We start from the raw sequence: 24,436 nt of genomic DNA, 5'->3' as shown, positions 1-24,436 counted from the left end.
TTGCTTATGGAATCAGCCAAGCGAGGGTGCCATGAGACGAGGACCAAGATTTGTGGGAGTGCCCCGGCCGCCGCGTAGGCGCGGTCCAGGGGAGGATGTTTCGATGTATCGAGAGGTACGCGACGTGTTCGAGGCCGCGGAAGCCGCGGCGCGCGAGGAGGGAGCCGAGGTCACGGCCGACCACCTGGCGCTCGGCGTGTTGCGCGCCGCGGACCCATCGGGTGCGACGGTGCTGCGGGAACTCGGGATCGACGAAGCCGACCTCAGACAGCCGGGCCACGCTCCCGCGTCCGCGCCTCGCGGCGCTCGGTCGCGCTGGGGTCCCCAGCTTCAACCGATCATCCAAGCGGCTGCGGACGAAGCGTGGCGATTAGGGAGCCGCCTGACGCGGAGCGCCCACGTGTTGCTGGGCATTGTCGCGAGTGGTCAGGGCCTCTTACCCGGACTGCTGATCAGCCGCGGCGCCACGCTGGATACGCTGCGCAGCCGCGTCCGAGAGGTGGTAGCCGCGTCGCAGGCGCCGAGCCCGTCTGGGGTCGGCGCGCCGGCACCCGCTGCAGGCACGTCGTCGCGCGAATTGTTCACCGTGGACCAGGCCGCCGAATTCCTGGGCATCCACCACCAAACGCTCCGCGGCTACATCAAGACCGGAAAGCTCACGGCGTACCGCCTGGCGGGCGAGAAAGTGCTTCGCATCAAACGCGAGGATTTGATGGCGTTACTCGAGCCCGTGGCCGTGGGCGACGCGGTGGAAGAGGGCTGAGCTCAAAACCGTTCGCCTAATGACTCGGCGTAGCCGGTCAGTTCCGCGTAGCCATGACCGGACACTGGAGCATCACCCACCCGTCCCTTGACCGACACGCTGCCTTCCCAGTAGGTCACGCGCGTGCTGTGGGTCGTCACCAGTTCCTGATCGGCGACCGTGGGCTGGATCGCGAGGTCGATGCCGTGATCCGGCACCGTGATGACCCATCGGCTGGGGTAGACGGTGCGGGTCTTGGGGCTCGTCCAGACGTCGCGGACCGAATACCCGAACGCCTCGCGCGGCAAATGGATGACGCCGCCGTCCGGCTGGATCAGCGTCCCGCTCGAGACCCGCTCCACGGTGCCGTCGATTCGACGAATCCGATAGAGCATGAGATCCATCCCATTGTCGAGATGCAGCCCGAACCAATCCCACCCGACCTGTTCCGCCGAGAGTTGGTTCGAACCGAACTCGTGGTCCATCCAGCTCAATCCCGTCACGGTTTCCAACCGGTTGTTGATCGTGAGCGTCCCGGTGGTCTCCATGCGGGTCATGGAATAGTAGTGCGACGTTTGGCTCTTTCCCGGCCCTTTGAGGCTGATACCATCCGCGCCGTGGATGATCGGTCCGCGCGAGGGTTTCAGTCGGAGGAGGATTGAGCGGTCGCTCGCCACCGCGGACAGGACCATCACCCCGTCCCGCTCCTCCGCCGACCAAGGCCCGTTCCAGACCTTGAACCGCTTGGAGTCGGCACCGGCCGTCGCCACCCCGGGCCGGTTGGCTTTTTCCGCGTACACGAATTTTTTCTGTGTGTCGTCGGTGATGGCGAAATGGGCGAGGAAGACGTTCTTGAGCGCCCATTTCGACGGGTTGTTGCGGACCGCGACCGCGTCGATTCCGCGGCGAAAGAATGTCAATTGATAGCCGTATGTACGCCCCGACTCCGCGGTGAGGCGTCCGGTGTAATACCACCACTCGGTCTGATAGGTCGGGTGCGGCCCGTGGTCTCGCGGAAACACGTACCCGTATCCCGGTTCCGCCACGGCAAACCCCTTTGCGCCCGCCGCCGGCTCCGGTATCATGCCCCAGCCCGCGCCGATCGCGACCACGACCAGCACGCCCCACCCCCACCCCTTTGTCCGGTTACTCATCCGCCAACGCCTCCAAATACATCAAGTTTGCCGCGTAACGAGCCGGGAGCCACCCCGCCAACATCGCCGACGCGAGCCCCAGCAAGGCCGCCGCGATCAGCTCGGGCGTTCGCCACGAAAAGATGATGGTCCACCCGAACGACTGCACGTTCACCACCTTGATCAGCACCAACGACACCCCGAGCCCGATCCCCACGCCCAACGCCCCGCCCAGGAGGCCGATCAGCGCCGCCTCCCACACCACCACGCGTCGGACCTGAGCCTGGCTCGCGCCCAGTGCGCGGACGATCCCGATCTCGCGCCGGCGCTCCCACACGATCGCGAGCACGGTGCTGGCGATCCCGAGCGCGGCCACCGTCATCGCCACCAGATCCAGCGCGCGGGTGATCGCGAAGGTCTGATCGAACACGTCGAGGATTTCGGTCTTGAGCGCGCGGTTCGACAGGATCGAGACCCGGTGCGCGGGAGCCACCGCGGCCTCGATTCCCGCGCGGACTTGTTCAGGATCCGCGTCCGGGTCAAGGTACACCGCCAGCGCGGTGATTCCCTGATCACGCCAATGCCGTTGCCACACCGACCGATCCATCACCACGCGGCCGCCGTCGGTCGCGTAATCATAAAACACCGCGAGCACAGGGAACAGCTCCCGCCCCTCCGCGGTAGGCAGATCCAGGACCTCGCCGGGGCCGATCTGGAGTTGTTTGGCCAGGACTTCGGACACGGCGATCCCTTCCCCGCGCGACAGGCGGGTGAGCAATTCGTTCGCGTCGCCGCGCATGAACTGCATTCCGCTGCGCTCGCGCACGATTGTGAGGTCTCGCGCGGACAGGAGAATCGAGCGCCCGCGATATTCGATCGGGACTTGCCGGTACGGGTCCACCACCACCACCCCCGGGACCGACGCGATCCGCCCCACGATACCGGGATCGTCGAAGTAGGCGGACGACCCCACGGCCGGACGCGAGGCGGGGCTGACGTACAGATCCGCGGTAATGGTCGCTTCGATCCACCGTTTGACGGTGTCCCGGAAGCTCCCGACCATCACCACCACGCTGATCATCATGGCGAGCGCGGTCATAAGCGCGCCGGCCGCCACCGCGGTTCGCCCGGGCGCGGCGGCAAGCGTTCCGGACGCGAGACGCGCTTCCACGACCCCGGTGCGTATGGCAAAGGGGCGGACCAGCCGGTCCAACCCCGTGCCGGCCAGCGGCGTGAGAAACGCCCCTCCCAACACCAGACACAACGCCGCACCGTACCCGAACCACGGGATGCCGGACACGGGACCCACTTGGGACAGGGCTACGGCCAGCACGCCCAATCCGCCCCCAATGATTGCCAGCCGTCCGGATCGGACCTGGCCTCGTCGCTCCACCCACCCGGGGTGCAGGACCTCACGCGGCACGGTCCGCAGAGCTTCCACGATCGGGACCAGCGCCGCGGCCACCGCCACGAGGCAGCCCAAGCCGAGCCCCTCCAGCGCGAGGTGGGGTGTGAGCACGACCTGTTGCGCGGGCGCACCGCCGTATAGGGCTTCGACGGTCGAGGACACGGTTCCCACCGCGGTTCGCGCCAGCAGCCATCCGAGCGGCACCCCGACCGCTCCTCCCGCGACACCAAAGGCGAGCGCCTCCGCCGTGAGCACGCCGAACAGGCGCGATCGCCCCACGCCCAGGGCGCGCAACAGGCCGACTTCGGCGCGACGGCGCAAGAGCGCGTGGGTCATGGTGTTGTAAATGAGGAACAAGCCGACGAGCAACGCGATGCCGCTCAATGCGGTCAGGTTGACCTGAAAAGAACGGACCACCTGCTCGGCGTGCGCCAAACGGGCCTCGGGCCGCTGCACGGTCAGATCGGGGGGCAGCGTTCGCACCAGCCGTTGCCGCACGGCGTCGATCTGGTCCCCGGCGGTCAACACATCGATGCGGTCGAGGCGACCAACGCGGTCGAACGTCCATTGTGCGGCCGCGATGTCCATGAGGGCGACCGCGCCTCCCCACGCTCGCGCCAGGCGTTCATCTGTCATGGTGCCTGCTACGACGAGGGTGACGGCGCGATCACGGTCCAACACGATCAGTTCGTCCCCGCTCTCAAGCCCGCGGCTCGACGCAAAGCGAGCGGTGATCAACACCGCTTTGGGATCCAATAACCACCTCTCGACGCGATCCGGCGCGAACGTGGATTCCGGGCCGTGCGATCGGAACGGAGCTTCGCTGAACGGATCCACGCCCAATACCACCAGCGCGGTGTGGTCGTCGAACGCCATCTGGCGAATGATCACGGGCGCGGCCGCGAGCACGCCCGGCGTGGTGACCACGGTTTCCAGCGCGCGTTCGTCGAAGCCGCGTTCTCCGCCGATCACTTCGAGCGTGGCCGCGCCGCTCACCCCCGTCACGGTGTCGCGGAACGACGCGGAGACGCTTTCGTTGCACAGCCGAATCGCGACGTACAACGCGACGCCGAGCGCCAAGCCCGCTACGGTCAAAGCGCTCCGCAGTTTGGCGCGGGAGAGGTGACGTAGGGTCGTGAAGCGGAGCAAGAGGCTCACAGGTCGATCCGACCGTCTCTGATGCGCGTCGCGCGATGGCCGAACTTGGCCGCGTCCGGATCGTGCGTGACCAGCACGGTGGTGACCCCGGCCGCGGCGGTGAGACGTGAGATCAACGCGAGAATCTCCCGCCCGCGCGTGGAGTCCAGGTTGCCGGTCGGCTCGTCCGCGAGCAGCAGGGGTGGCCTCGTGATCAGCGCACGTGCGATGGCCACCCGCTGGGCCTCGCCGCCCGAGAGCTCATGCGGCCAGTGTTCGGCGCGCGGCGTCAGCCCCACGGCGTCCAGCAACTCGTCGGTCTCGCCGCGGACCTGCTTCGCCGAAACGCGCTGAAGGAGCCGGGGCAGTGCAATGTTTTCCCGGACCGTGAGGTAAGGCAGGAGGTTGAAGGATTGAAAGACCAGTCCGACATGGTCGCGACGCAGCCGCGTCAACTCCGCGTCTGAACACGCGGCGGTGGGTCTCCCGTCGATCCACACCGTGCCTTCGGTGGGGAGGTCGAGCGTGGCAATGAGGTGGAGCAGGGTGCTCTTGCCCGATCCGCTCGGTCCCATCACCACGTGAAACTCTCCACGCGGAATGTGGATCGTCACGTCGCGCAGGGCCCACACGGTTTGGGGGCCTCGCGTGTAGAGCTTGCCGACGCGCTCCAGGCGAACCATCCCAGCAGGATACGGAAGACGGTTGCGGGAGGCAAGGGAGCGTCGGGGTGGTGCGAAATTCGTTGACTCGCCTTCGGAGGTTTTGTTAGTCTCCACGAGTCGCGCCGCTGGTGGCGGCGTCCTTCCGCGTTGCACTTACCGAGTGACATCGAAGTGATCGAGAAGTGATCGAAAGGAGTCCAGCATGAACCTGAAACGATCGGATCTGCTCGCCATGCTTCGCCACAAGGCTGCGGTGCTTCGGATGGAAAGCGTCCGCGCGACCAGTGAGGCGGGCAGCGGTCACCCGTCGAGTTGCTGTTCGGCCGCCGATATCGTAGCCGCATTGTTCTTCTCCGTCATGCGGTACGATCCGAAGAACCCCCGACACCCCGGCTGCGACCGCTTCGTGCTCTCGAAAGGTCATGCCGCGCCGCTCCTGTACGCGGCGTGGGCGGAAGCGGGCTTGTTCGACAAGGCCGACCTCCTGAAGCTGCGCACGCTGGCCTCGGACTTGGAGGGCCACCCGACGCCGCGCCTCTCGTTCGTGGATGTGGCGACCGGCTCGCTGGGGCAGGGCCTCCCGGCGGGTGTGGGCATGGCCTTGGCGGCCAAACGGCTGGATCGGTCGGCCGCGCGCGTCTATGTGCTGATGGGGGACGGCGAGTCCGTGGAAGGCTCGGTGTGGGAGGCCGCGGAGATCGCGCGACACGAGAACTTGGACAATCTGTGTGCGATCATCGACGTGAACCGTCTGGGACAAAGCGACCCCACGATGTTGCAGCACAACATGGACGGGTACCGCTCGCGGTGGGTGGGATTTGGTTGGCATGCGATCGTGGTGGACGGGCACGATCCGGAAGCCCTGGTCGCGGCCTTCGACGAAGCGTCATCCGTCAAGGGTCGCCCCACCGTGCTCCTGGCCCGCACATTGAAGGGGAAGGGGATTTCCTTTATCGAAGATCGTCCGGATTGGCACGGCAAGGCGCTCAAGAAGGGCGAAGAGTTGCAGCGAGCACTGGACGAATTATCCAAAGGGCTCAACGCCCAAACCCCCACGCCGATCCTGCGCCCCCTGGACGGGGGGAACCCCCGACCGACAGCCAAAGCGGTGGCGCCTCCCGCGTATAAACCCACGGACTCCGTGGCGACCCGCGAGGCGTTCGGCCACGCGCTCGTGGCGTTGGGCGACGCGAATCCAATGGCGGTGGCCCTTGACGCGGATGTGAAGAACTCGACGTTTACCGAAGCGTTCGGCAAACGGTTTCCCGAACGGTTTTTCGAGAACTTCATCGCCGAACAGAACATGGTGGGGGCTGCGGTGGGCTTGAGCGCCAGCGGCTATATCCCATTCGCCGCCACGTTTGCCTGTTTCCTGACTCGCGCCTACGACTTCATCCGCATGGCCGCCATCAGCGGCGCCAATATCAAACTCATGGGGTCCCACGCCGGCGTGAGTATCGGGGAAGACGGTCCCTCGCAAATGGGCCTGGAAGACCTGGCGATGATGGCGGCCCAGCCCGGCGTGGTGGTGTTGTACCCGGCGGATGCATATGCCACCTACCGCCTGGTTGAGGCGGCCGCGGCGCACCGCGGCCTGATCTACATCAGAACCGGCCGGCCCAAATGCCCCATCCTGTACGGTCCCGAGGAGCGTTTCTCGATCGGCGGGTCGAAAGTCTTGCGCCACAGCGCCACCGATCGCCTGACCATCGCGGCGGCGGGCGTCACCGTGTTCGAAGCGCTGAAGGCGTACGACCAGCTCAAGGCCGGCGGCATCAACGTCCGCGTTATGGACCTTTACAGCATCGTGCCGATCGACCGCACCGCGTTGTTGGACGCGGCGCGCGCCACCGGCGGAAAGATCCTCACGGTCGAAGATCACTATGCCCACGGAGGACTGGGGGACGCCGTACTGGGTGCGGTGGGGGGCGAGGGCGTTCGCGTGCAGAAACTGGCTGTGCGCGAAGTCCCGCACAGCGGGAAACCGGACGAGTTGCTCGATCGCTACGGCATCAGCGCTCGGGCGATCATCGAAACCGTCAAGCGGCTGATCTGAAAAAACGTGGGGGCGTTCGATCGAACGCCCCCACGCGCGGATTTCTATATCTATACGGGACGACGATCAGTCCTCGTCGTCGTAGTCGTAGTCGCGGTATCCCCCGCCGGGACCCATGCCCGGATGTCCCATCATTCCTGAACCGCCCCTCATCCCCATGCCCATTCCCATGCCTGACCCGTAACGGCCCGCGCCGCCGAACATCATCATGCCCATGGAACGAAACTTCTCGAACTGCTCCGGGGTCAGGATCGTCTTGACGGTCATCAATTGTTTGAAACGGTATACGCGTAGGTCGGTTCTCTTCCCTTCGACCTCGCGAACCTTCTTTTCGATCTGGTCGCCGGTGAGGTCCTTCTTGTCCATCAGATCCCAGAGCTCGATCTCCGCGACCTTGAGGTCGGCGCCGCGCTTGATGCTCTCCTTTTCGTACTCGCTGCGCAGCTTCCTGAACTTGTCGATCTGTTCATCGGACAGTTTCAATTGATCCTTCAGGAAGGATTTGGAAAACATCATGCCCATGCCGGGCCCGCCACCCGGCCCTTGCGCACCGCCCATCCCCATGCCCATCCCGCCCATCGGCGGATGGCCGGGGGGCTGCGCCCATCCCGTTGCTACGAGTCCGAATGCCACCACGCCCGCGAACGCGCCGGCCAGCGCCGTGCGACCATACCTGTTCATACCAAGACTCCTTTCGTGAGAAGATGGCTCCATGCCGCTTCCGAGACGAACTAAAACTCGATGCCTTTCTGGGCCTTCACCCCCTGGTGGAACGCGTGTTTCACCTCGCGCATTTCGGTCACGGTGTCCGCCGCGTCGATCAGTTCCTTGGGTGCGTCCCGTCCGGTCAGGACCACGTGGAGCGACTCCGGTTTGGTCTGAAGAAACGCGAGCACCTCATCAAGGGGAAGATAGCCGTAGGCGAGGGCGTAGTTGATCTCGTCGAAGATCACCATCTGATACTCGCCGGAGCGGGCCGCCTTCACTCCATACTCCCAGCACTCCCGCGCCTTGGCCGCGTCCCGTTCAGGGTTCTTGGTGTCCCACGTGAAGCCCTCGCCCATGGGGCGAATCGTCAAACTCGGCGCGAGCCGGTTGGCCGCCTCCAGTTCGCCGTAGCGCCAGTCGCCCTTGATGAACTGGACCATCAACACGCGCCAGCCGTGGCCCACGGCCCGCAACGCGAGCCCGAGGGCCGCGGTGGTCTTGCCCTTTCCGGCTCCGGTATGGACGATGATGAGCCCTTTGCGACGGGTGCCGTCGAGTCGGGGCGGGGTCTGCGGTCCGGCCATGCCGCGCTCCAAAACGGTGCGAGTATAGCAAAGAACCCCCTAGCGTGCCACGACGGTTGGGGTCGCAGCAGCCAGGTCAGAAATTGAGCAGGATGCGTTCGGCCGGCAGCCCGAGTTCTCGCAGGCGTTCGGTGTTGGCCTGCACCATCTCTTTCATTCCCACCAGGCACGCAACCGTTCGATGCGGGTCGATGCGAAGGGTCGGCAGCAGATCTTGGACGAATCCCACCGGACCGCTCCATGAACAGCCGGCCGTTGACGTGACGGTCACCCGCGCGTCAACGCCGGCCGTCAACCAGGTCGCAAAGTCGTTGCGGTAACAACAATGCGGCGGGGTCAGCACGCCATACAGCAGGGTGAGACGGCCGAATTCCCGCTGCCGCGCGAGCGCCCAGCCGACCAGCGAGCGGAGCGGAGCAATGCCGGTTCCGACCCCCATCAACAGCACATCGAAGCCGTCATAACCCGCGAGCGGGAAGCCCTTTCCTTGGGGCCCGACGACCTGCACCGAGGCCCCGACCGGGAGACCAAACAGTTCCCGCGATGCGCCCTGGGCTCGTTTGACCAGCACCTCGTAGTACGCGTGCCCGGGCGCGGAGGCGATGGCGAAATACGAGGCGTCTCCGGAGGGTGTTCGGATATGGAGGAACTGGCCCGGGATAAAGTCGAAATCGGGCGCGGTGTCGGACGCCGCCACCAGGCGCACGGACCGAAGCTCTTCGACTCCTTGGGGCTCGATCGCCGCGATCCGCATAGCCACCGCGGGTTGGTCGCTGGCCGCGATGCGTGTCACGGCCGGCGTGAGCGACGGCGAAGCCAGACCCCGAGGGCGCCCAGAAGAGCGATCCCCAGAATGGCGGCCGAGGTCCGCGGACGCTCGATCGAGAGCACGAGGGGCGTGAGCGCAACGCGGGCCGCGGCCCGCAGCGTGGGATGGGGCGCGATGAACCGAGCCAGGGGAGGACTGATCGCTTCGTACGCGGCGATCGCGGCGCGCCCCACCGCGTGCGGCCGCAAGTGGCGGTCACGAAAGACGCGCAGCGACGTCACGTGCGGATGCCACGGGCTGCCGTATGCGGCGGTGGCGATGAAACACAAGCCCACGGATCCCTCCCCGGCGGTGGGTACGGCCGGGAGCGGGTCTGACGGCGGGCTTTCCTGGTCGCTGATATCCACGGCTTGGACGGTGTAGGTGTAGACAGCCTCGTTCGTCATATCCGTGATGCCGTCATTGAGGAGAAGATGGTCGTCTGGAATGTCTTCGAACGTCGTTGCGGTGGCAGGCAACCGGCTTGCGATCGGAACCATCACCCCACTCGAATCCGTCCGCTGCACCCGATAGTACTGGAGATCCAAATCTGGACTGGCGTCCCATGTAATCGCCACGCGTTGGCTGCGTACCGACGTGACCCGAAGCCCCGTGGGCTTGGCGGGCGGAGGGTCGTCCCCCGCGGCTTTCATCGCGGCGATGGCGGCCTGCACGTTGAGCCGTCCTTGGCCCCACCGCTCGATCGGAAACGGCCCTGTTCCGAGCGGGGACGACACGCTGTTCTTGAGGTACGCCTTGACCTGGGGGGCGGTCAGGGTGGGATTGACTTGGAGCAATAAGGCGGCCGCGCCTGCGACCTGGGGCGCGGCCATGCTGGAGCCTTCGAGGGCGTAGTGCAGCCGGTCGGGGTCGACTTGGGCGTCAAGAGCGGGATCATCCGGAATGCGGGAGGAGAAGCTGGACGTGATCACCACGCCCGGGGCCGCAAGATCCGGTTTCGGCGACGGAGCGGCGCAGGTCGTACAGGGGCGTAGGGGACCCCGGCTGGCGTAGGACGCCAGGGTGTTCAGCGTGCCGTGTGACAGGGGCAGCGCGCAACACCCCGCAATGAGCGAGACCCACGACGTCTTGCTCACGTACGGCGCCGCCGTAATGGCTTCGGCCGCCGCGGCGGGCATGATGAGGGTCGTCCCCGGGTCGCCCAGCCTGTTGAACACCGGGTTATGGTCGGACGGCTCTGCGTCCGGCCACACGTCGAACCGCGTGGCGCTGGTGGCCGGCAGGCTGTCTCCTGTGATCGCCAGACTCCAGATGCCCCCGGTGAGTTGGGATGGGCTCGTCAGGGCGACGATATTGCTGCGGTCTCCGTTCACGCTGTTGGTATCCCCGGCGGCAATGACGATGCTCCCGCACGGAGTCGAGGCGGTGACGATGGGAGAGCCGTTCAGCGACGCCGTGGCGGTGGCGCACGCTGCGGGCTCGCTCACCCTGACCCCGAGCGTGGCAGAGCCCGGGTACCAGACCTCCAAAAAGACCGACGTCGTCCCGTCGGGCACCACGAAACCGACGGCTGCCGGATCGGCGCCGGACAACGCGGCGACGCCGCTGGGGCAGGCCGGAGGCGATGGCCCCATTTGAAAACACCCTACGGCGTGGAGCGGATTGCCTTCGACCGTCTGACCCTCGTTGCCGGCGGCCACGACCGCCACCGCGCCCAGGCCATCGTCCCGCACCGTAAACGCGTTCACGGCTTGTTCCAGATCCGAGGTTCCGTCGTGGGGGCCCAACGTGGAGCCGAAACTGAGGTTGACCACGATGGGTTTCCCGAGCTCCGTGGCTTTGCTCTTCAGGTAGCTGAGTCCGTCGATGGCTCGCGCGGTGGTCAGATCGGCCATTTTGACCACCACCAGATCGGCCTCGGGCGCCATCCCGATGTAACGGTACGCGGTTTGATCGCGGCTGGTGGCCGACCCGTCGCCGGCGGCAATGCCCGCGACGTGCGTCCCGTGACCGTTGCGGTCGACCTGCGGGCAGTCCCGCGCGTTGATTTGCGACACCGTACACTCGGCGCCGTACGAAAATCCGCGCGGGGGTCTCCCGACCGCGGTGGACTGGTCCCACACCGCAACGACCCGAGTGCTCCCGTCGGGTTTGAGAAAATCATCGTGCCGCAGGTCAACGCCGGTATCCATGATGCCGATCAGCACGCCGCGACCGGTGTGACTGGTTAGGCTCCATCCATCCCCGTCTCGCATGCGAACGAGGTCCACGGCGGTATGGGCTTGGCCCCCGCTGACGTCCAGTTGGAGGTCCAAGCGTCTTGCCGCTTGGATCGACCGAACGTCTGGATGGGACGCGAGCTGACGGAGCTGGGTCACCGAGACATCCGCGGTCGCGACGTCGCCCAGCACCCCGCCGAAGCGGATGCCCAAGCTGCGAAGGCCATCGAAACTCCCGGAGAAGCGCAGGGTGACGGACAGGAGTGATTCTCCGGTCCCGTCCTGAGCCGCAGCGCCGGCAGCCAACCCCAGCACCTGAGGCGTGGATTGTCCCGACAGGACCGGAAGCAGCAACGGATCGATCGAGGCTCCCAGGGCCTGCCGGGCCGCGCCGATCGCTAGGACAGCCGCGACCAGCGTCAGCGCGACGGCGGGTGACCTCATGGGGTGGCGGGTGCGGTTGGTTCGCCGGGGGCGGCCGGAGGCGCGCTTTCGGCGGCGCCGTCCGAGGCCGGGGTTTGGGCCGGAGCCGGAGTCGTGGCGGTCGGCGGCAGCGAGTCGACGATCGACGAAGCCACGGAGCGCCCCTTTGACAGGACCGAGAGGCTCATCGACGTGAGCATGAACAGCGTCGCGGCGACGATCGTCATCTTGCTCAGAAACGTGGTGGCGCCGCGGCTCCCAAAGATGGTTTGGCTGGAACCGCCGAAGGCGGCGCCGATTTCCGCGCCTTTTCCGGCCTGCAAGAGAATCACGCCGATCATGATCAGGCTAACGAGCACGTGGACAATGATGATCAACACCGTCATGCAAAGCTCCTTGCGGGTGTCGGGGTCACGCGATTCGATGCCACCGGCGGCGCCCCCGACTCCCGTTGCGCCGCCCGTTCGAGTATGCCGATAAACGTCGTGGTGTTGAGACTGGCTCCACCCACCAGCGCGCCGTTGATGTCGGATTGCGCCAACAGGCCGCCGATGGTTTCCGGCGACACGCTCCCGCCGTACAGGATGCGGATGGCGCCCGCGGCCGCGCCGTAGTCGTGGGTGAGCAACTGTCGCACGAAACGGTGCACCGCGGCGGCCTCGGCCGGAGTGGCGGCTTTGCCCGACCCGATCGCCCACACCGGCTCGTAGGCCACCACCAGGCGCTCCGCCTGCGCGGGCGTCAAGCCTTGTACCGCGATCGACACCTGCTCCGCCACCACCTGTTCGGTCTTGCCGGCCCTGCGTTCGGCAAAGGTCTCGCCCACGCACAATACCGGGGTGAGCCCGGCGGCGAGGAGCGAGGCGGTTTTTCGCCGCGCGTGTTCGTTGGTCTCGCCGAAGTTCTGTCGGCGCTCGGAATGTCCCACCAGACCGTATGCGCAGCCCACGTCGGCGAGCTGCGACACCGCGATTTCCCCGGTATACGCGCCGGACGCTTCCCAATGACAGTTTTGAGCGGCGAGTGCCAGTCGGCTTCCGGCCATGGCCCGGTGAACCGCGTCGAGCGCCGTGGCGGGCGGGGCCAGGACCACGTCCACCGCGGCCAACAGGTCGGGCCGACCCCGGAGCGCTTCCACCGCGGCCACACCCTCGGCCACGGTCTTGTGCATTTTCCAATTGGCGATGACCAACGGAGGCTGCGCGGGGGAGGGCGCCATCAGGCTTCGCGATCCGGGAGCGCCACCAGCCCGGGAAGCGGCTTGCCCTCCAGCAACTGCAGCGCGGCGCCGCCGCCGGTGGAGATGAAGGAGATGTTCTCGGACTCGCCGGCGCGGTGGACGGCGAGCGCGGTATCGCCGCCCCCCACGATCGTGAGCGCGTAGGCGTTCGCGACCGCGTGGGCCACGGCGAACGTGCCTCGCGAGTAGGCATCCATCTCGAACACCCCCATCGGCCCGTTCCAGAGGATGGTTTTGGCGTTGGCCAACGCCTCGGTGAACAGACGGACCGAAGCCGGACCGATGTCCAGCGCGGTCCAGCCCTTGGGGATTTCCTGGACCGGAACGATCTTGGTCTCGGCGCCGGGCTCCATCCCGGTGGCCACCACGCAGTCGACCGGCAGGTAGAACTTGACTCCGCCGGCGCGAGCTGTTTCGTGCATCTCGATCGCGACCGGTATCATCTCCGGCTCCACCAACGAGTTGCCGACTTCCACGCCGTAGGCTTTGAAGAACGTAAACGCCATCCCTCCGCCGATAATGACCTTGTCCACCTTCTTCTGAAGATTGTTGATCACGCCGAGTTTGCCGGACACCTTCGCGCCGCCGAGCACGGCGACAAACGGGCGCGTGGGATTGGCGACCGCGCCCTCGAGGTATTCGATCTCTTTTTTCAGCAGGAATCCAGCCGCCGCGGTCGGGACGAACTTGGTGATGCCGGTGACCGACGCGTGGTTGCGGTGCACCGTGCCGAACGCGTCGTTGACGTAGATGTCGGCCAACCGCGCGAGCGACTTGGCGAAGCCGTCGTCGTTGGTCTCTTCCCCGGGATGAAACCGCAGGTTCTCCAGCAGCGCGACGTCCCCGGGCCGCATCCGGGCCACCGCGTCTTCCACCGACGTGCCCACGCAGTCGGGCACGAACTGCACGTCCTTTTTCAGAAACCGTTGCAGACGTTTGGCCACCGGCGCGAGACTGTATCGCGGGTCCGGCTTGCCCTTGGGGCGCCCCAGGTGGGACGCGAGAATGACCTTGGCGCCTTCGTCGATGGCGTGGTTGATGGTGGGCAGGGTGGAGCGGATCCGCGTGTCGTCGGTGATGTTCAGGTTCTCGTCGAGCGGGACGTTGAAGTCCGCCCGAATGAACACGCGCTTGGCGCGCAAATCGAGGTCGTCGATCGTTTGTTTGTGGAGGTTCATGCCGCGGTGTGGGCCAGGCGGGTTCCCATCCGGCGCGCGACGAATTTCACCAGGTCGCGCACACGACACGAATAGCCCCACTCGTTGTCGTACCACGCGCAGACCTTGACCAACCCGTTGTCGATCACGCGCGTCAGCGCCGCGTCCACGATCGAGGAGTAGGTGCTGCCGTTGTGATCGATCGACACGGTGAGATCCTCGGTGTACGCGAGGATCCCCTTGAGCGGGCCGTCAGCGGCCGCGCGCAGGGCGGCGTTGACGTCGCGTTCGGTGGCGGGCCTGGCGACCTCGGCCACCAAATCCACCACGGACACGTTCGGGGTCGGCACGCGAATCGCCATACCGTCCAGCTTGCCTTTGAGCGCGGGGAGCACCTCGCCGATGGCGCGCGCCGCGCCGGTCGAGGTCGGAATCATGGACAAATTCGCGGCGCGGGCGCGTCGCAGATCCTTGTGCGGGAGATCGAGCAACCGCTGGTCGTTGGTGTACGAATGAATGGTCGTCATCAACCCCCGTTTGATCGTGAAGCTCTCGTGCAGCACCTTGGCGAGCGGAGCCAGGCAATTGGTCGTGCAGGAGGCATTGGACAGGATGTGGTGTGTCGCGGGATCGTAGCGGTCTTCATTGACGCCGAGCACCACCGTCAGGTCGGGGTTTTTCGCCGGAGCGGAAATAATCACTTTAGCTGCCCCCGCCTCCAGGTGCTTTGAGGCCGAGGGACGATCTTCGAACCGCCCGGTCGATTCAATGACAATCTCCACCCCCAGTCTCTTCCAGGGGAGCTCGGCGGGGTCTTTGAGGGCCAACACCGCGACCTCGCGACCGCCCACCACGATCGAACCGTCTTTGGCTTCCACGGAGGCGGCCAACCGGCCGTGAACCGAATCGTATTTGAGCAGGTGGGCGAGGGTTTTGGCGTCGGTCAGGTCATTGATCGCGACGAATTCGAGATCCGGATCATCCAGCGACGCGCGGAGCACGGCCCGCCCGATACGCCCGAACCCGTTGATACCGACTCGAACTGCCATATTGCCTCCTGGACTGGATCAAAACAATGAGGTTAATCTTAGGTCTGCGAAACCGGCAAAGTCAAACGCCGCGTGTCCGAGCGGCCGGACGATGCCATGCACGACGTGGCGCGCCTGGAGGGAGTTGAACCCCCGACCTGCGGATTCGAAGTCCGACGCTCTATCCAGCTGAGCTACAGGCGCGATGCCGTCTCGACTCGGTGGGAACGGGCAACGTCTCGGTCAATATTCCGCGGCGTGGGGCGAGTGAGGGGTTTCGAACCCCCAACCCCTGGAGCCACAGTCCAGTGCTCTACCCTTGAGCTACACCCGCCACGTCAGCCGCAGAGGCCGGTTGTATCACCCCGTTGCAAAGCTTGTCAACACGGGCGCGGGCTCGGGTCAGCGTGGGCCGAATGGGATCGAGACCAGCGGGTCCCGGGGTTGGTGCGCCGATCGCAATTGGCCGCACGCAGCCAGGATCTGTTGTCCCTTGCTCTTACGAACGAAGGCGGTGAAGTGAGCCTCGATCAGCAGGGCCTGGAACGCCGCGACCGACGCATCCGACGGACGGTGAAACGGCGCGCCCGGCCACGGATTGAACGGGATCAGGTTGATCTTGCAGCGGATCCCGTGCAGGAGTTTGATCAGCCGGCGTGCGTCCTCCAGAGAGTCGTTCACCCCCGCGAGGAGCACGTACTCGAAGAAGATCCGCCGCCGAGGCGGGAGCGGGTAGGCCCGACAGGCCGCGAACAAGGTCTCCAGCGGGTATTTACGGTTGATGGTCCCCATCACGCGATTGCGCGTCTGGTCCGTGGTGGCGTTCAGCGAGACAGCGAGGTTCACCTTGTGCCGAAACGCCCCCAGCGCGGCCATTTGGGGGACCAATCCCGAGGTGGACACCGTGATCCGCCGCGGAGAGTAGCCCACGCCCCACTCCGCAGTGAGCCGCTCGATGGCTTCACAAACCGCGGGAAGGTTGGCCAGCGGTTCACCCATCCCCATGAAGACCAGGTTCGTGATCGGGCGCTCTGGGCCTGCGTGCGCGCGGGCGCCCAGGACCTGATCCACGATCTCATGAGCCTTCAGGTTGCGCGTGAGCCCCATGGTTCCGGTCAGGCAGAATCCGCAGTCCAGGGTACAGCCGACCTGGGTCGACAGACAGAGCGTCAGCCGGTCGTCGTCGGGAATCAGAACGGACTCAACGGTCTCGCCGTCTTCGAGGCGGAACAAGAGCTTCTCCGTGCCGTCCTCCGCGTCGCGTCGGACGTCCACGACTTCGGGCGCCCTAATCACGGCGAGCTCTTCCAATTGGGCCCGCTCGCTTTTTCCCAGGTTGCTCATCTGGTCGAACCGGGTGACCCCGTGCCGATACATCCATGCCAGGAGCTGGCGGGTGCGGTAGCGGGGCCAGCCGTGCGCCGCGACAAATTCTGCGAGCTGGGAAGCGGTCAAGGTCTTGAGGGATAGCGGGGGCATTTCTTCAACCGGTTGATTTATAACACACTTCGACGCCAAATAACCCGGCTGACCCGCGGGGAAGCCGGGAAATAAAACAGGTGGGGGCGCGGTTTTGAATAGTGGAACGCACCCCCATCGAATGGCCATACGACCCCATCGCTTTTCGCGCGGTCTAACGCTCGGCTGGCTGTTGGGCCTTGCCGTTGCCGGCTGCGGCGGCGGCCAGCCCGCTGCCGAGCCCGCCGGAGACAGCACCACCGACGTCACTCGGCCCCGGATCATCGCCACGTCTCCTACCGACCGAGAGGCCTCCGTGCCCGTCAACGCGATCATCGCCGTCGAGTTCAGCGAGGAGATGAATGCCGGGCGGCTGGATCTTCAAAGACGGAACCTTAGATTTTTCCAGTTCGTCAACGGCACCGTGCAGGAGGTCCAGTTACGCGCGCAACCCTTGGGGTTGGTGTGGGAGAGTCGAAGCGATACCCTCTTCATCACTCCAGCCACGCTGCTGCCCCCGAACACCCATTTCACCGTTACGTTCAACGACGGGTGGCGCGACGTGGCCGGAAACTTCTTGGACACGGGCAGTCCGGACAACGTGTACACGTGGCGGTTTACCACCAGCGACACGTACGACGATCAGAAGCCGGTCTGGAACCCCAATAGAAAAGTGCTAGCGGTCCCAGACCGGTACGACACCGTAACCGTGTGCTGGTGGAACGATGATCCACCCACCACGGCGACGACGTGCGACGGCATCCCGACCTCCCCGGCTGCGTACGATCTGCCCGGCAATGTATCCACCAACCTGATCTACACCGTGGAATACAAACGCGATGTTGACGCGGGATTCAGCAGCATTCCGTCGAAGGTGGGGGAGCAGAGCCTGAAATTGGAAGGCCTGGTGGCCAGTTCAAACTACGAGATTCAACTGCGGGTACACGATCTCGCAGGCAATGAATCCGATGAAATCATCACGGCTGATCTTGTCCGTACACCACCGGCGGGTCGGCTCTACGTCGCCAACCAGGTGGCCAACAGCCTGTCGGTGATTCCGGACATTGCGCAGGTCCAGGGCGACCAGGCCTCGGCGCTGGTGACGGCGGGCCGAACGCAGCTCGTTGCGCCCACCGGGATCGCCGTGGACCAAGGCGATCCGAACAGGCCGGACGACGACTTGGTGTATGTGGCGGACCCGTCGGCCAATATGATCGCGGCGTACAAGTTACGATCAACGATCAACAACCAACCGGTGCAGTTCGGCGAGTACGGAATCGGGCACAATCTGGAACCCGAGTGGACGATCCAGGGAACCTTGACGGCCACCGACATCACCCAGCTCTGCGGTCCATCCACGCTACGGCTCCAGCAGCGCCTGGATGGCCGGAAAATTCTCTACGTCGCGAACTCGTTGGCGTTGCCGAACCCCTTTGCGCCGGTGTGTCTGCCGCAGAACATTCTCGCGTTCGACATCACCCAGGCGCCGCAAGGCCCTAATCAGCCCCCCATCGCGACCCTTGCCCCCGGCACGTTCCGGGGCCCGCTCGGGTTCGCTGTGGATGAAGGGAACAAGCTGTTGTACGTCGCCAACCGCGATGACTTCAGTCCGGGAGACCGGACGGGCTGGTCCATCCAAGTTTTCGGGTACGGCGAAAACATAGAGGACCTGGACTCTTTGCCCCACCGTACGTTCTGGGGCACCACGGACGGCCCCTGCCTGACTCCGGCTACGGAGCCGTCCGGCCGCATCTGCGGCCCGACCGCCCTGGCGTTTGACGGTGATAACACCGGCGACACCAACCCCGGCGGTCGGCTGTTTGTGGTCAATCGCGAAAAGAGCAATATCTTGATCTTCTCGGAAGTGATCAATGCCGATAGGCAACAGACCCCGATAGTCGTTGAGGGGCCCAACACGGGCTTGGACGGCGCGCGGCCGACCGGCATTTTTGTTGATCCTGATCCACTGAAGAATCGAGTCTATGTGACCACCGACGCGGGGCAGTCCCTGCTGATTTTCGCCAAGAGCGACATGATCGCGGGCGGAAACATCACGCCGCTCCGCGTGATCAAGGGGACCAGGACCTTGCTGGGGCAACCCGTGCTGAGTCCCGCGTTCCCGAGCCACGGACCGTTCGCGGTCACGGTGGTCGACAACGCTGGGGTTGACGAGGCGTACGTGGTGACGCCGGGCTTGTTCGACGCAGCAGGCCTCACCCCGATTCCCAACATTGCGGTGTTCGACGTGTCGGTGGGCCAGGATTCACTCCCGCTCAACACGCCGCCTGACCGAGTCCTCCTCAACCCGTTGCTGGGTCCCACCGGCATGGCGCTGGACCTTCAGGAGCCCCAGCGGTTGTACGTGGCGAGTTTTCACGCGAACATGATCTTGGTGTACGACAACCCGAATGACTTCGTCACCGGCCTGAAAGCCCCGGATCGCATCATTGCGGGGCCATTGACCCGGTTGGACCATCCGGTGGCCTTGTATTTCCGCCGTGATTCGTTCGAGCAAGGCGCGCTCTATGTAGTTAACCAGTCGAGCCATTCGGTGGCGGTGTTCCAAGAAGGCGATGGAACGAGCTCACCATTGCTGACAGGTAACGTCTCTCCCTCCCGGTATCTCGGTCCAGCGGACCCGACGAATCCGTTTTCGACGCAGGACAATCTCACCGAGATGGTCTTTCCAACGGGTTTGGCCATTGACCCTGATCACGACATCCTGTATGTGTCCAATCGCGACGCCAGGGTGGTTCAGGATCTGGTCGGCCGGAGAATTGTGGCGTTCAAAGATGCCAGCAGCGTGGCCGGCAACGTGGCGCCTACCTGGAAAATCGAGGGTGATGACCCGCCGCCGCGGCCGTGTACAGTCAATTGTCTTCCGGTGACGGATAAGACGACTCTCAAACGGCCGGCGGGGTTGGTATTGATTCCGGACCCGGATCCCGGTGACGCTGTGGCGGACGACCGGCTCGTTGTAGCGAATCGTGACAATAATAGCGTCCTGATTTTCCGCGGACTGAGCGCCCTCGTCGATGCAGCCGACGGGAGTCCGCAGCCGCCGGATGACAACCAGGCGCCGGCGTGGACGATTGCGCACTCGTCGTTCATCAGCCCATTCGGGGTGGCGTTCGACGCAGGGACAAAGGATCTGTACGTCTCCAACATCTCGGATGCAACGAATAGCCGGATCCTGGTCTTTAACCTGGCCTCATTGGTGGTGGACACGCCCGCGCCGTCGCTGCAGCCGCGGGTGGTCCAAGGCTCGTCCACCGGGCTGTTGACCCCGCACGGGCTGGCGCTCGATCCCCAGCTTGCTCCCTAAAACGAACTGACGCTACAATTCAAGCCATGCGAGAGGGCTGGTCCCTAATACCCGGACTCCGCGCAGGGTTCCTGGCCGCAGCCGTGCTCACGGCATCGGGGTGCGCGTCCGCGCCCATTGTGGGTCAGCAACCACCGCCTGCCCACGGCGCGCAGCCAGGCCCCGGGCTACCTGATTGCCCTGATGCCGAGGCCTGTTTTGCCGCGGCTCGCGCCGCAATCGACCGGGGTGACGTTTTCGCGGGCCGGGAGCGGTTGCTGCTCATTCGCGAGCTCTGGCCGGGTACGCCGTGGCCGGGTCGCGCCGCGCTCCTATTGGCGCGGCTGGAGATGGAGAACGACCCCGCCTCCGCGCTCGACTGGACGCTCAAGGCCTCCGTGGAATTGCCGCTGGTAGGGGATCGCGCGCTGGCGTTGGCGTCCGACGCCGAGCGCCGCAACGGCCGGCCCGAACAAGCCGCCGCGTTGTTGGAGACCCTCACAGCCCAGTATCCCGAGTCATCGCTCGTGCCCACGGCGCTGTGGTCGGCGGCCGAGTTGTGGTCGTCGATCGACGGGCGTCAGGACGACGCCTTAAAGGATCTGCTGGATCTGGCGGCCCGGTTTCCGCAGGATCCGCGCGCACCTGCGGCATTGGCCCAGGTCGTGTCCGTGGCCGAATCCGCCGGGCAATTGGATCGGACGGGATCTGCGTGCCGCGCGTTGCTGGTCGAATACGCGGCGTCGACCGAGGCCGGGTCCATCGAAGGGCGATGCCAACGCCTGGTGCAGACCGGGGCCATCCCCGCGCTGACGTTTGGGGAGCGTCGCCGCCGGGCGGAAATGCTCGCGCGAGGCGCCAAGTTCGCGGACGCCCTGGCCGAGTGGAAGGATCTGAAACGCGCCGCGCCGTCGGCGGCCATCAAGCGGGAAGTGGAGCTCCAGACCGCCATCACCAGGTATCGGCTGCGGCAGTGGGACGACGCATGGCGGGCGTTCCGGCGTTTGGCCGCGTCGAGCGCCGCTCCCGAGTTGCGCGAAGAGGCGCGGCTCTGGGAAGGCCGCGCCGCGTTTCGGCGGGACGATGTCCGGGCGCTGCAGCGGGCCGAGTCCGCGATGGCCACGGGGTTTCCGGAGAGCCCCCGTCGATTGGAACTGTTGAGTTTGCAGGCGGCGTGGTACCGCGGGCAAGGGCGCAGCGATCGCGCAGTGGCGACGTACCAGGAACTCGCCAAGGTCGCGGGCGAGCTGCGCCGGTCGGACAAGGTGGTCGAAGCCAACTGGAACATTGGATGGCTGGAGTACAGGCGGGGACGGTTGGCTGCGGCACGCGAAGCGCTCGCACGCGGGCTCGAAGCGGCCGCCCCGTCCGACCCCCAAATTCCGCAACTGCTGTATTGGATGGGCCGACTCGATGTCCTGGACCCGGAGCAGCCAACGGTTGATGAAGAGGACCGGGTTCAGGCGCTTGGCGACCGGTTCCCCTTCACCTATTACGGACTGCTGGCGCGCCGGGGCGCCGTAGTGGTCGGGGAGGAATCGTCCCTTAACGCGCTCGACGGCGTAAACGTCTTCGACGAAGCTGCCGGCGCGCCCGAGACCTCGCCCGACCCTGCGCTGTTCCCGAAGGCGGCCGAGTTGTGGCTCCTGGGGTTGCGCGACGACGCGCGGGATGAGGTGCTCATCGCCACGCGGCGCGCGCCGCCCCCTCCGGACCGCGCCGCGGACGTGGCCGAGGCGCTGGCGACCGTGGGCGCGGACGAGGAGGCGCTGCGCCTGGTGCGGAGGTATTTTGCTCCTGCGCTCGAGCGCGGCGACGCCGCGCTCTCACCCGCGATCTGGCGTCGCGCCTACCCGGACCATCTGCTGGATCCGATCCGATCGCGCGCCCGGGATCGCGTGGATCCTTTCCTCGTCGCGGGGTTGATCCGGGAGGAAAGCGTCTACGACCCTCGAGCGCTTTCCCCGGTCGGGGCCATCGGTCTCATGCAAATCATGCCCGACACGGGACGCCGCGTGGCTCGCGCCGCGGGGTTGTCCGATTTCTCGGTGGACCAGCTCTACACGCCGGAGGTGAACCTGACCCTGGGGGTTCGCTACCTGGGCGATCTTCTGGATCGGTTCGCGGGCAACCAGGCCTATGCCGTGGCCGCGTACAACGCGGGCCCCGAGGCGGTCACCCGGTGGCTGGAAAGCAATCCCCCCCGCGCGATCGACGAATTCATCGAAGAAATCCCGTTCGTCGAGACGCGAGGGTACGTCAAACGGGTGCTGCGCAGCGCGTGGCTGTATCAGGCGCTGTACGCTCCGGCCGAGTCCCGGATCGTGCACGCGACTCGATCCGCCCCGGATTGACCCTCCGCGAAGGCCTTTCGTACAATCGGCCCGAGGTGAGCCATGGATCTTCGTAGTTTCCAAGACCTTCAGGCCGCGGTGGCGGAACAGCGTGCGGTGATCGACTTGGACCACCTCACGGCGCGTCGCTTGGTGGTGCGAGGACAGCCCCCCCTGACCGACTACATCGGAGCCGGGAGCCGCTGGCTGTTTCGAGGCCTCGGGGTGTGTTACCTCGGCGGACTGGCCGCGGGCGTGGCGCTGTTGGTCAGCGGCCGGTTCATTTACGCCGCCATCGCGTTCTTGGCGGCGATCGTGGTGCAGCAACTCTGGGGCGGGCTCGCCGCGGACCTCGTGCGCATGATTGCCTTGCGGGATGCGACGTTTTGCCAGATGGCCCTTCGCGAGGGCTGGATCACCTTGATCGAGCCGCCGGTGGCTCCGGGCCGATCGACGAAGCCGCTCACGCTGGGGGTGGCGGAGGTTTCGCCGTACGAGGAAGAAATCGCCCGGGTCAAGGCCGCGTTGGCGGCGCGGCCGGACGACGCGCAGGCGCGCTTCGACCTCGGCCTCACCTACCTGCTGATGGGAGAATTCGACCTCGCGCTGGAAGAATCTCGGGTGCTCACCATGACCGATGCGCGCCTGGCAGCCAAGCTCCAGGCCCTCACCCGCCTGCTGGCGAGCTGAGGAGTCGTCCCTGTTTCAACCCAGATTATTTATGAACGTTCGTCGCGAACCCGCGCAGACGCCAGCGAAACGGGTGCTTGGAGCCGCGAAGGAGGGAGGCGTACTCTCTGCGGTACGTTGACCGACTGAGCGGCGAGATCGCCCGTTGCAGCGGCGTATCCGCGGGTGCAGTAGAAGGTTCATGAATAATCCGGGTTAGAACACGGTTTGGATGCTTTTCACCGCTGACTTGACCACGTAGACGCTGTGCGTGTTGCGTTCGTCGAGGCGAAGCGCGACGAAAAAGCCCAGCGCATCCGGCGACATCTCGCGCAGCGTCCCGTGGATCGTCTCGCCGTCCCGGAACTCCACGGTGACCTGCCGGTCCATGGGATCCGCTCCCCACTCCGGGAGGGCGTTGTCGTTCGGGGCGGGATCCACAAAAAAAACCGACTTGACGTTGGCCAGGTCAACCTCAGCGGGCGGAAGCTCATGGAGGCCTGTTCGGGACCGGCGCTCTCCTTTGCGTCCGTCCCATGGCCGTCGCGCGGTCCCGGCGTCATCGCGTCGTTCAGTGGTTCGGCGACCCGAAGACGGCGAAGCCTGGGTGGTTTTGGCCAGCCGGTGCAAGACCGCCTCCAGGCGATGCCGGACCGCGGCGGACAGCCGTTTGAACTCAAGCCCGATCCCCACCCCGGGGTCCGCAAACACCACGCGCGCCTCGGCCTCGATGGTCTCGGTGTCGACCCGGAGCGCGACGTGGAGCACGGTCCCGACCGCGTACGGCGTCAGTGTTTCCAGAAACATCCCTCGCACGCTCACGTCGCTGGCGCGGCCGACCATGACGCGGTCGACTTTGACCTCGGTCAGAAACGGCAGGCGCGGCACGCCGCGTCGTTCATCGGCGGCGGTCTGGGGACGGTAGCGGAGCGGTCCTTCGGCCAACAACGAGGACAGCAACGTGCCGCGATCGATCCGACCGTCTTTGAAGTGGATGATGATCGGGTACGCGGTGGTCGGCTCCAGCATCAGCATACGATCACGGCCTCCGTGCGCGAGCATGGATCGGTGGTTTCGCGGTGCGTCGAACAGTATAGCAACCGCGTCGCAGCCGACAAGCGAGGCTCAGGGCCTGGGGCGGAAAAGGACCGAGATGGTAACTCTGAACGGGCAGATGCTGAAGAACTTCAGAGGCCGGTAGGTTGCTCAAAAAGTTCCAGCCGCAAGGCCGCAGCGAGGAGGAAACCGGAGCGTACTGGAAAACTCCTTAAGGTACTATTGAGTTTTGCGTAAGTAATAGAACGGTGGTATTATGAGGCATGCGCCCCCTCGGATCAGCCGCGAGCTTGGAAAGGCGTCGTCGTCGTGCCGTGGAGTTGTCGAAGGCCGGGAAAGGCATTCGG

Annotated in this window: 18 protein-coding genes and 2 tRNA genes; 5 read left to right on the top strand and 15 right to left on the bottom strand. The window is 65.6% G+C overall.

Annotated features, from left to right (window positions below; translation table 11 throughout):
- The first annotated feature begins 103 nt into the window (after window positions 1-103).
- Window positions 104-763, top strand: a complete 660-nt coding sequence (locus tag AB1451_14900; GenBank protein ID MEW6684183.1) for a helix-turn-helix domain-containing protein — start codon at window positions 104-106, stop codon at window positions 761-763.
- Window positions 764-765: 2 nt separating this feature from the next.
- Here the strand turns inward: AB1451_14900 and AB1451_14895 are convergent, their stop codons facing one another.
- Genes AB1451_14895 through AB1451_14885 form a run of 3 tightly spaced genes read right to left on the bottom strand, consistent with a single transcriptional unit; the run spans window position 766 to window position 5,103 of the window.
- Window positions 766-1,896 (bottom strand): lipocalin-like domain-containing protein, encoded by a 1,131-nt coding sequence (locus tag AB1451_14895; GenBank protein ID MEW6684182.1) that lies wholly within the window; start codon window positions 1,894-1,896, stop codon window positions 766-768.
- Complete coding sequence (locus tag AB1451_14890) at window positions 1,889-4,441, bottom strand: FtsX-like permease family protein (protein ID MEW6684181.1); 2,553 nt, start codon at window positions 4,439-4,441, stop codon at window positions 1,889-1,891. The genes AB1451_14895 and AB1451_14890 overlap by 8 nt, the downstream gene beginning before the upstream one ends.
- Entirely contained in the window at window positions 4,438-5,103 is a 666-nt protein-coding gene (locus tag AB1451_14885) for an ABC transporter ATP-binding protein (protein ID MEW6684180.1), read from the bottom strand. Before AB1451_14885 ends, AB1451_14890 begins: the two co-directional genes overlap by 4 nt.
- Before the next feature lie 184 nt (window positions 5,104-5,287).
- On the opposite strand from AB1451_14885, the gene AB1451_14880 reads away from it, so the two are divergent.
- Entirely contained in the window at window positions 5,288-7,141 is a 1,854-nt protein-coding gene (locus AB1451_14880; GenBank protein MEW6684179.1) for a transketolase, read from the top strand.
- 66 nt (window positions 7,142-7,207) lie between these two features.
- Here the strand turns inward: AB1451_14880 and AB1451_14875 are convergent, their stop codons facing one another.
- The 11 genes from AB1451_14875 to rlmN form a co-directional block, all read right to left on the bottom strand.
- Window positions 7,208-7,822: a periplasmic heavy metal sensor gene (locus AB1451_14875; GenBank protein ID MEW6684178.1), complete on the bottom strand. Its 615-nt coding sequence runs from the start codon at window positions 7,820-7,822 to the stop codon at window positions 7,208-7,210.
- A gap of 50 nt (window positions 7,823-7,872) precedes the next feature.
- Entirely contained in the window at window positions 7,873-8,433 is a 561-nt protein-coding gene (cobO, locus tag AB1451_14870) for a cob(I)yrinic acid a,c-diamide adenosyltransferase (protein ID MEW6684177.1), read from the bottom strand.
- Between the two features lie 76 nt (window positions 8,434-8,509).
- The gene (locus AB1451_14865) at window positions 8,510-9,226 is read right to left on the bottom strand and encodes an oxidoreductase (GenBank protein MEW6684176.1); all 717 of its coding nucleotides are present in this window, start codon (window positions 9,224-9,226) and stop codon (window positions 8,510-8,512) included.
- Window positions 9,223-11,865, bottom strand: coding sequence for a S8 family serine peptidase (locus tag AB1451_14860; GenBank protein ID MEW6684175.1), 2,643 nt, complete (start codon window positions 11,863-11,865; stop codon window positions 9,223-9,225). The genes AB1451_14865 and AB1451_14860 overlap by 4 nt, the downstream gene beginning before the upstream one ends.
- A complete protein-coding gene (gene secG, locus AB1451_14855; protein ID MEW6684174.1) occupies window positions 11,862-12,230 on the bottom strand; it encodes a preprotein translocase subunit SecG in 369 nt (122 codons plus the stop codon). The genes AB1451_14860 and secG overlap by 4 nt, the downstream gene beginning before the upstream one ends.
- On the bottom strand, window positions 12,227-13,063 hold the full coding sequence (gene tpiA / locus AB1451_14850; GenBank protein ID MEW6684173.1) for a triose-phosphate isomerase: 837 nt from the start codon (window positions 13,061-13,063) through the stop codon (window positions 12,227-12,229). Before tpiA ends, secG begins: the two co-directional genes overlap by 4 nt.
- Window positions 13,063-14,262 (bottom strand): phosphoglycerate kinase, encoded by a 1,200-nt coding sequence (locus tag AB1451_14845; protein ID MEW6684172.1) that lies wholly within the window; start codon window positions 14,260-14,262, stop codon window positions 13,063-13,065. The genes tpiA and AB1451_14845 overlap by 1 nt, the downstream gene beginning before the upstream one ends.
- Entirely contained in the window at window positions 14,259-15,290 is a 1,032-nt protein-coding gene (gene gap / locus AB1451_14840) for a type I glyceraldehyde-3-phosphate dehydrogenase (protein ID MEW6684171.1), read from the bottom strand. The genes AB1451_14845 and gap overlap by 4 nt, the downstream gene beginning before the upstream one ends.
- A gap of 106 nt (window positions 15,291-15,396) precedes the next feature.
- Window positions 15,397-15,473, bottom strand: a tRNA-Arg gene (locus AB1451_14835).
- Window positions 15,474-15,528: 55 nt separating this feature from the next.
- Window positions 15,529-15,603 (bottom strand) — tRNA-His (locus AB1451_14830).
- A gap of 68 nt (window positions 15,604-15,671) precedes the next feature.
- On the bottom strand, window positions 15,672-16,748 hold the full coding sequence (gene rlmN, locus AB1451_14825) for a 23S rRNA (adenine(2503)-C(2))-methyltransferase RlmN (GenBank protein MEW6684170.1): 1,077 nt from the start codon (window positions 16,746-16,748) through the stop codon (window positions 15,672-15,674).
- Window positions 16,749-16,869: 121 nt separating this feature from the next.
- Here rlmN and AB1451_14820 point away from each other — a divergent pair, with 121 nt between their 5' ends.
- Genes AB1451_14820 through AB1451_14810 form a run of 3 tightly spaced genes read left to right on the top strand, consistent with a single transcriptional unit; the run spans window position 16,870 to window position 23,054 of the window.
- The gene (locus AB1451_14820) at window positions 16,870-20,052 is read left to right on the top strand and encodes an Ig-like domain-containing protein (GenBank protein ID MEW6684169.1); all 3,183 of its coding nucleotides are present in this window, start codon (window positions 16,870-16,872) and stop codon (window positions 20,050-20,052) included.
- 26 nt (window positions 20,053-20,078) lie between these two features.
- Window positions 20,079-22,385: a lytic transglycosylase domain-containing protein gene (locus AB1451_14815; GenBank protein MEW6684168.1), complete on the top strand. Its 2,307-nt coding sequence runs from the start codon at window positions 20,079-20,081 to the stop codon at window positions 22,383-22,385.
- A gap of 42 nt (window positions 22,386-22,427) precedes the next feature.
- Window positions 22,428-23,054, top strand: a complete 627-nt coding sequence (locus AB1451_14810) for a hypothetical protein (GenBank protein MEW6684167.1) — start codon at window positions 22,428-22,430, stop codon at window positions 23,052-23,054.
- 195 nt (window positions 23,055-23,249) lie between these two features.
- On the opposite strand, the gene AB1451_14805 is transcribed toward AB1451_14810, so the two are convergent.
- Window positions 23,250-24,068: a PilZ domain-containing protein gene (locus tag AB1451_14805; protein ID MEW6684166.1), complete on the bottom strand. Its 819-nt coding sequence runs from the start codon at window positions 24,066-24,068 to the stop codon at window positions 23,250-23,252.
- Window positions 24,069-24,436 lie beyond the last annotated feature (368 nt).

The sequence above is a fragment of the Nitrospirota bacterium genome (genome assembly GCA_040757335.1).
In the GTDB taxonomy this organism is placed as follows: Bacteria; Nitrospirota; Nitrospiria; order 2-01-FULL-66-17; family 2-01-FULL-66-17; genus JBFLXB01.
This window is presented reverse-complemented; position numbering and strand designations above follow the sequence as displayed.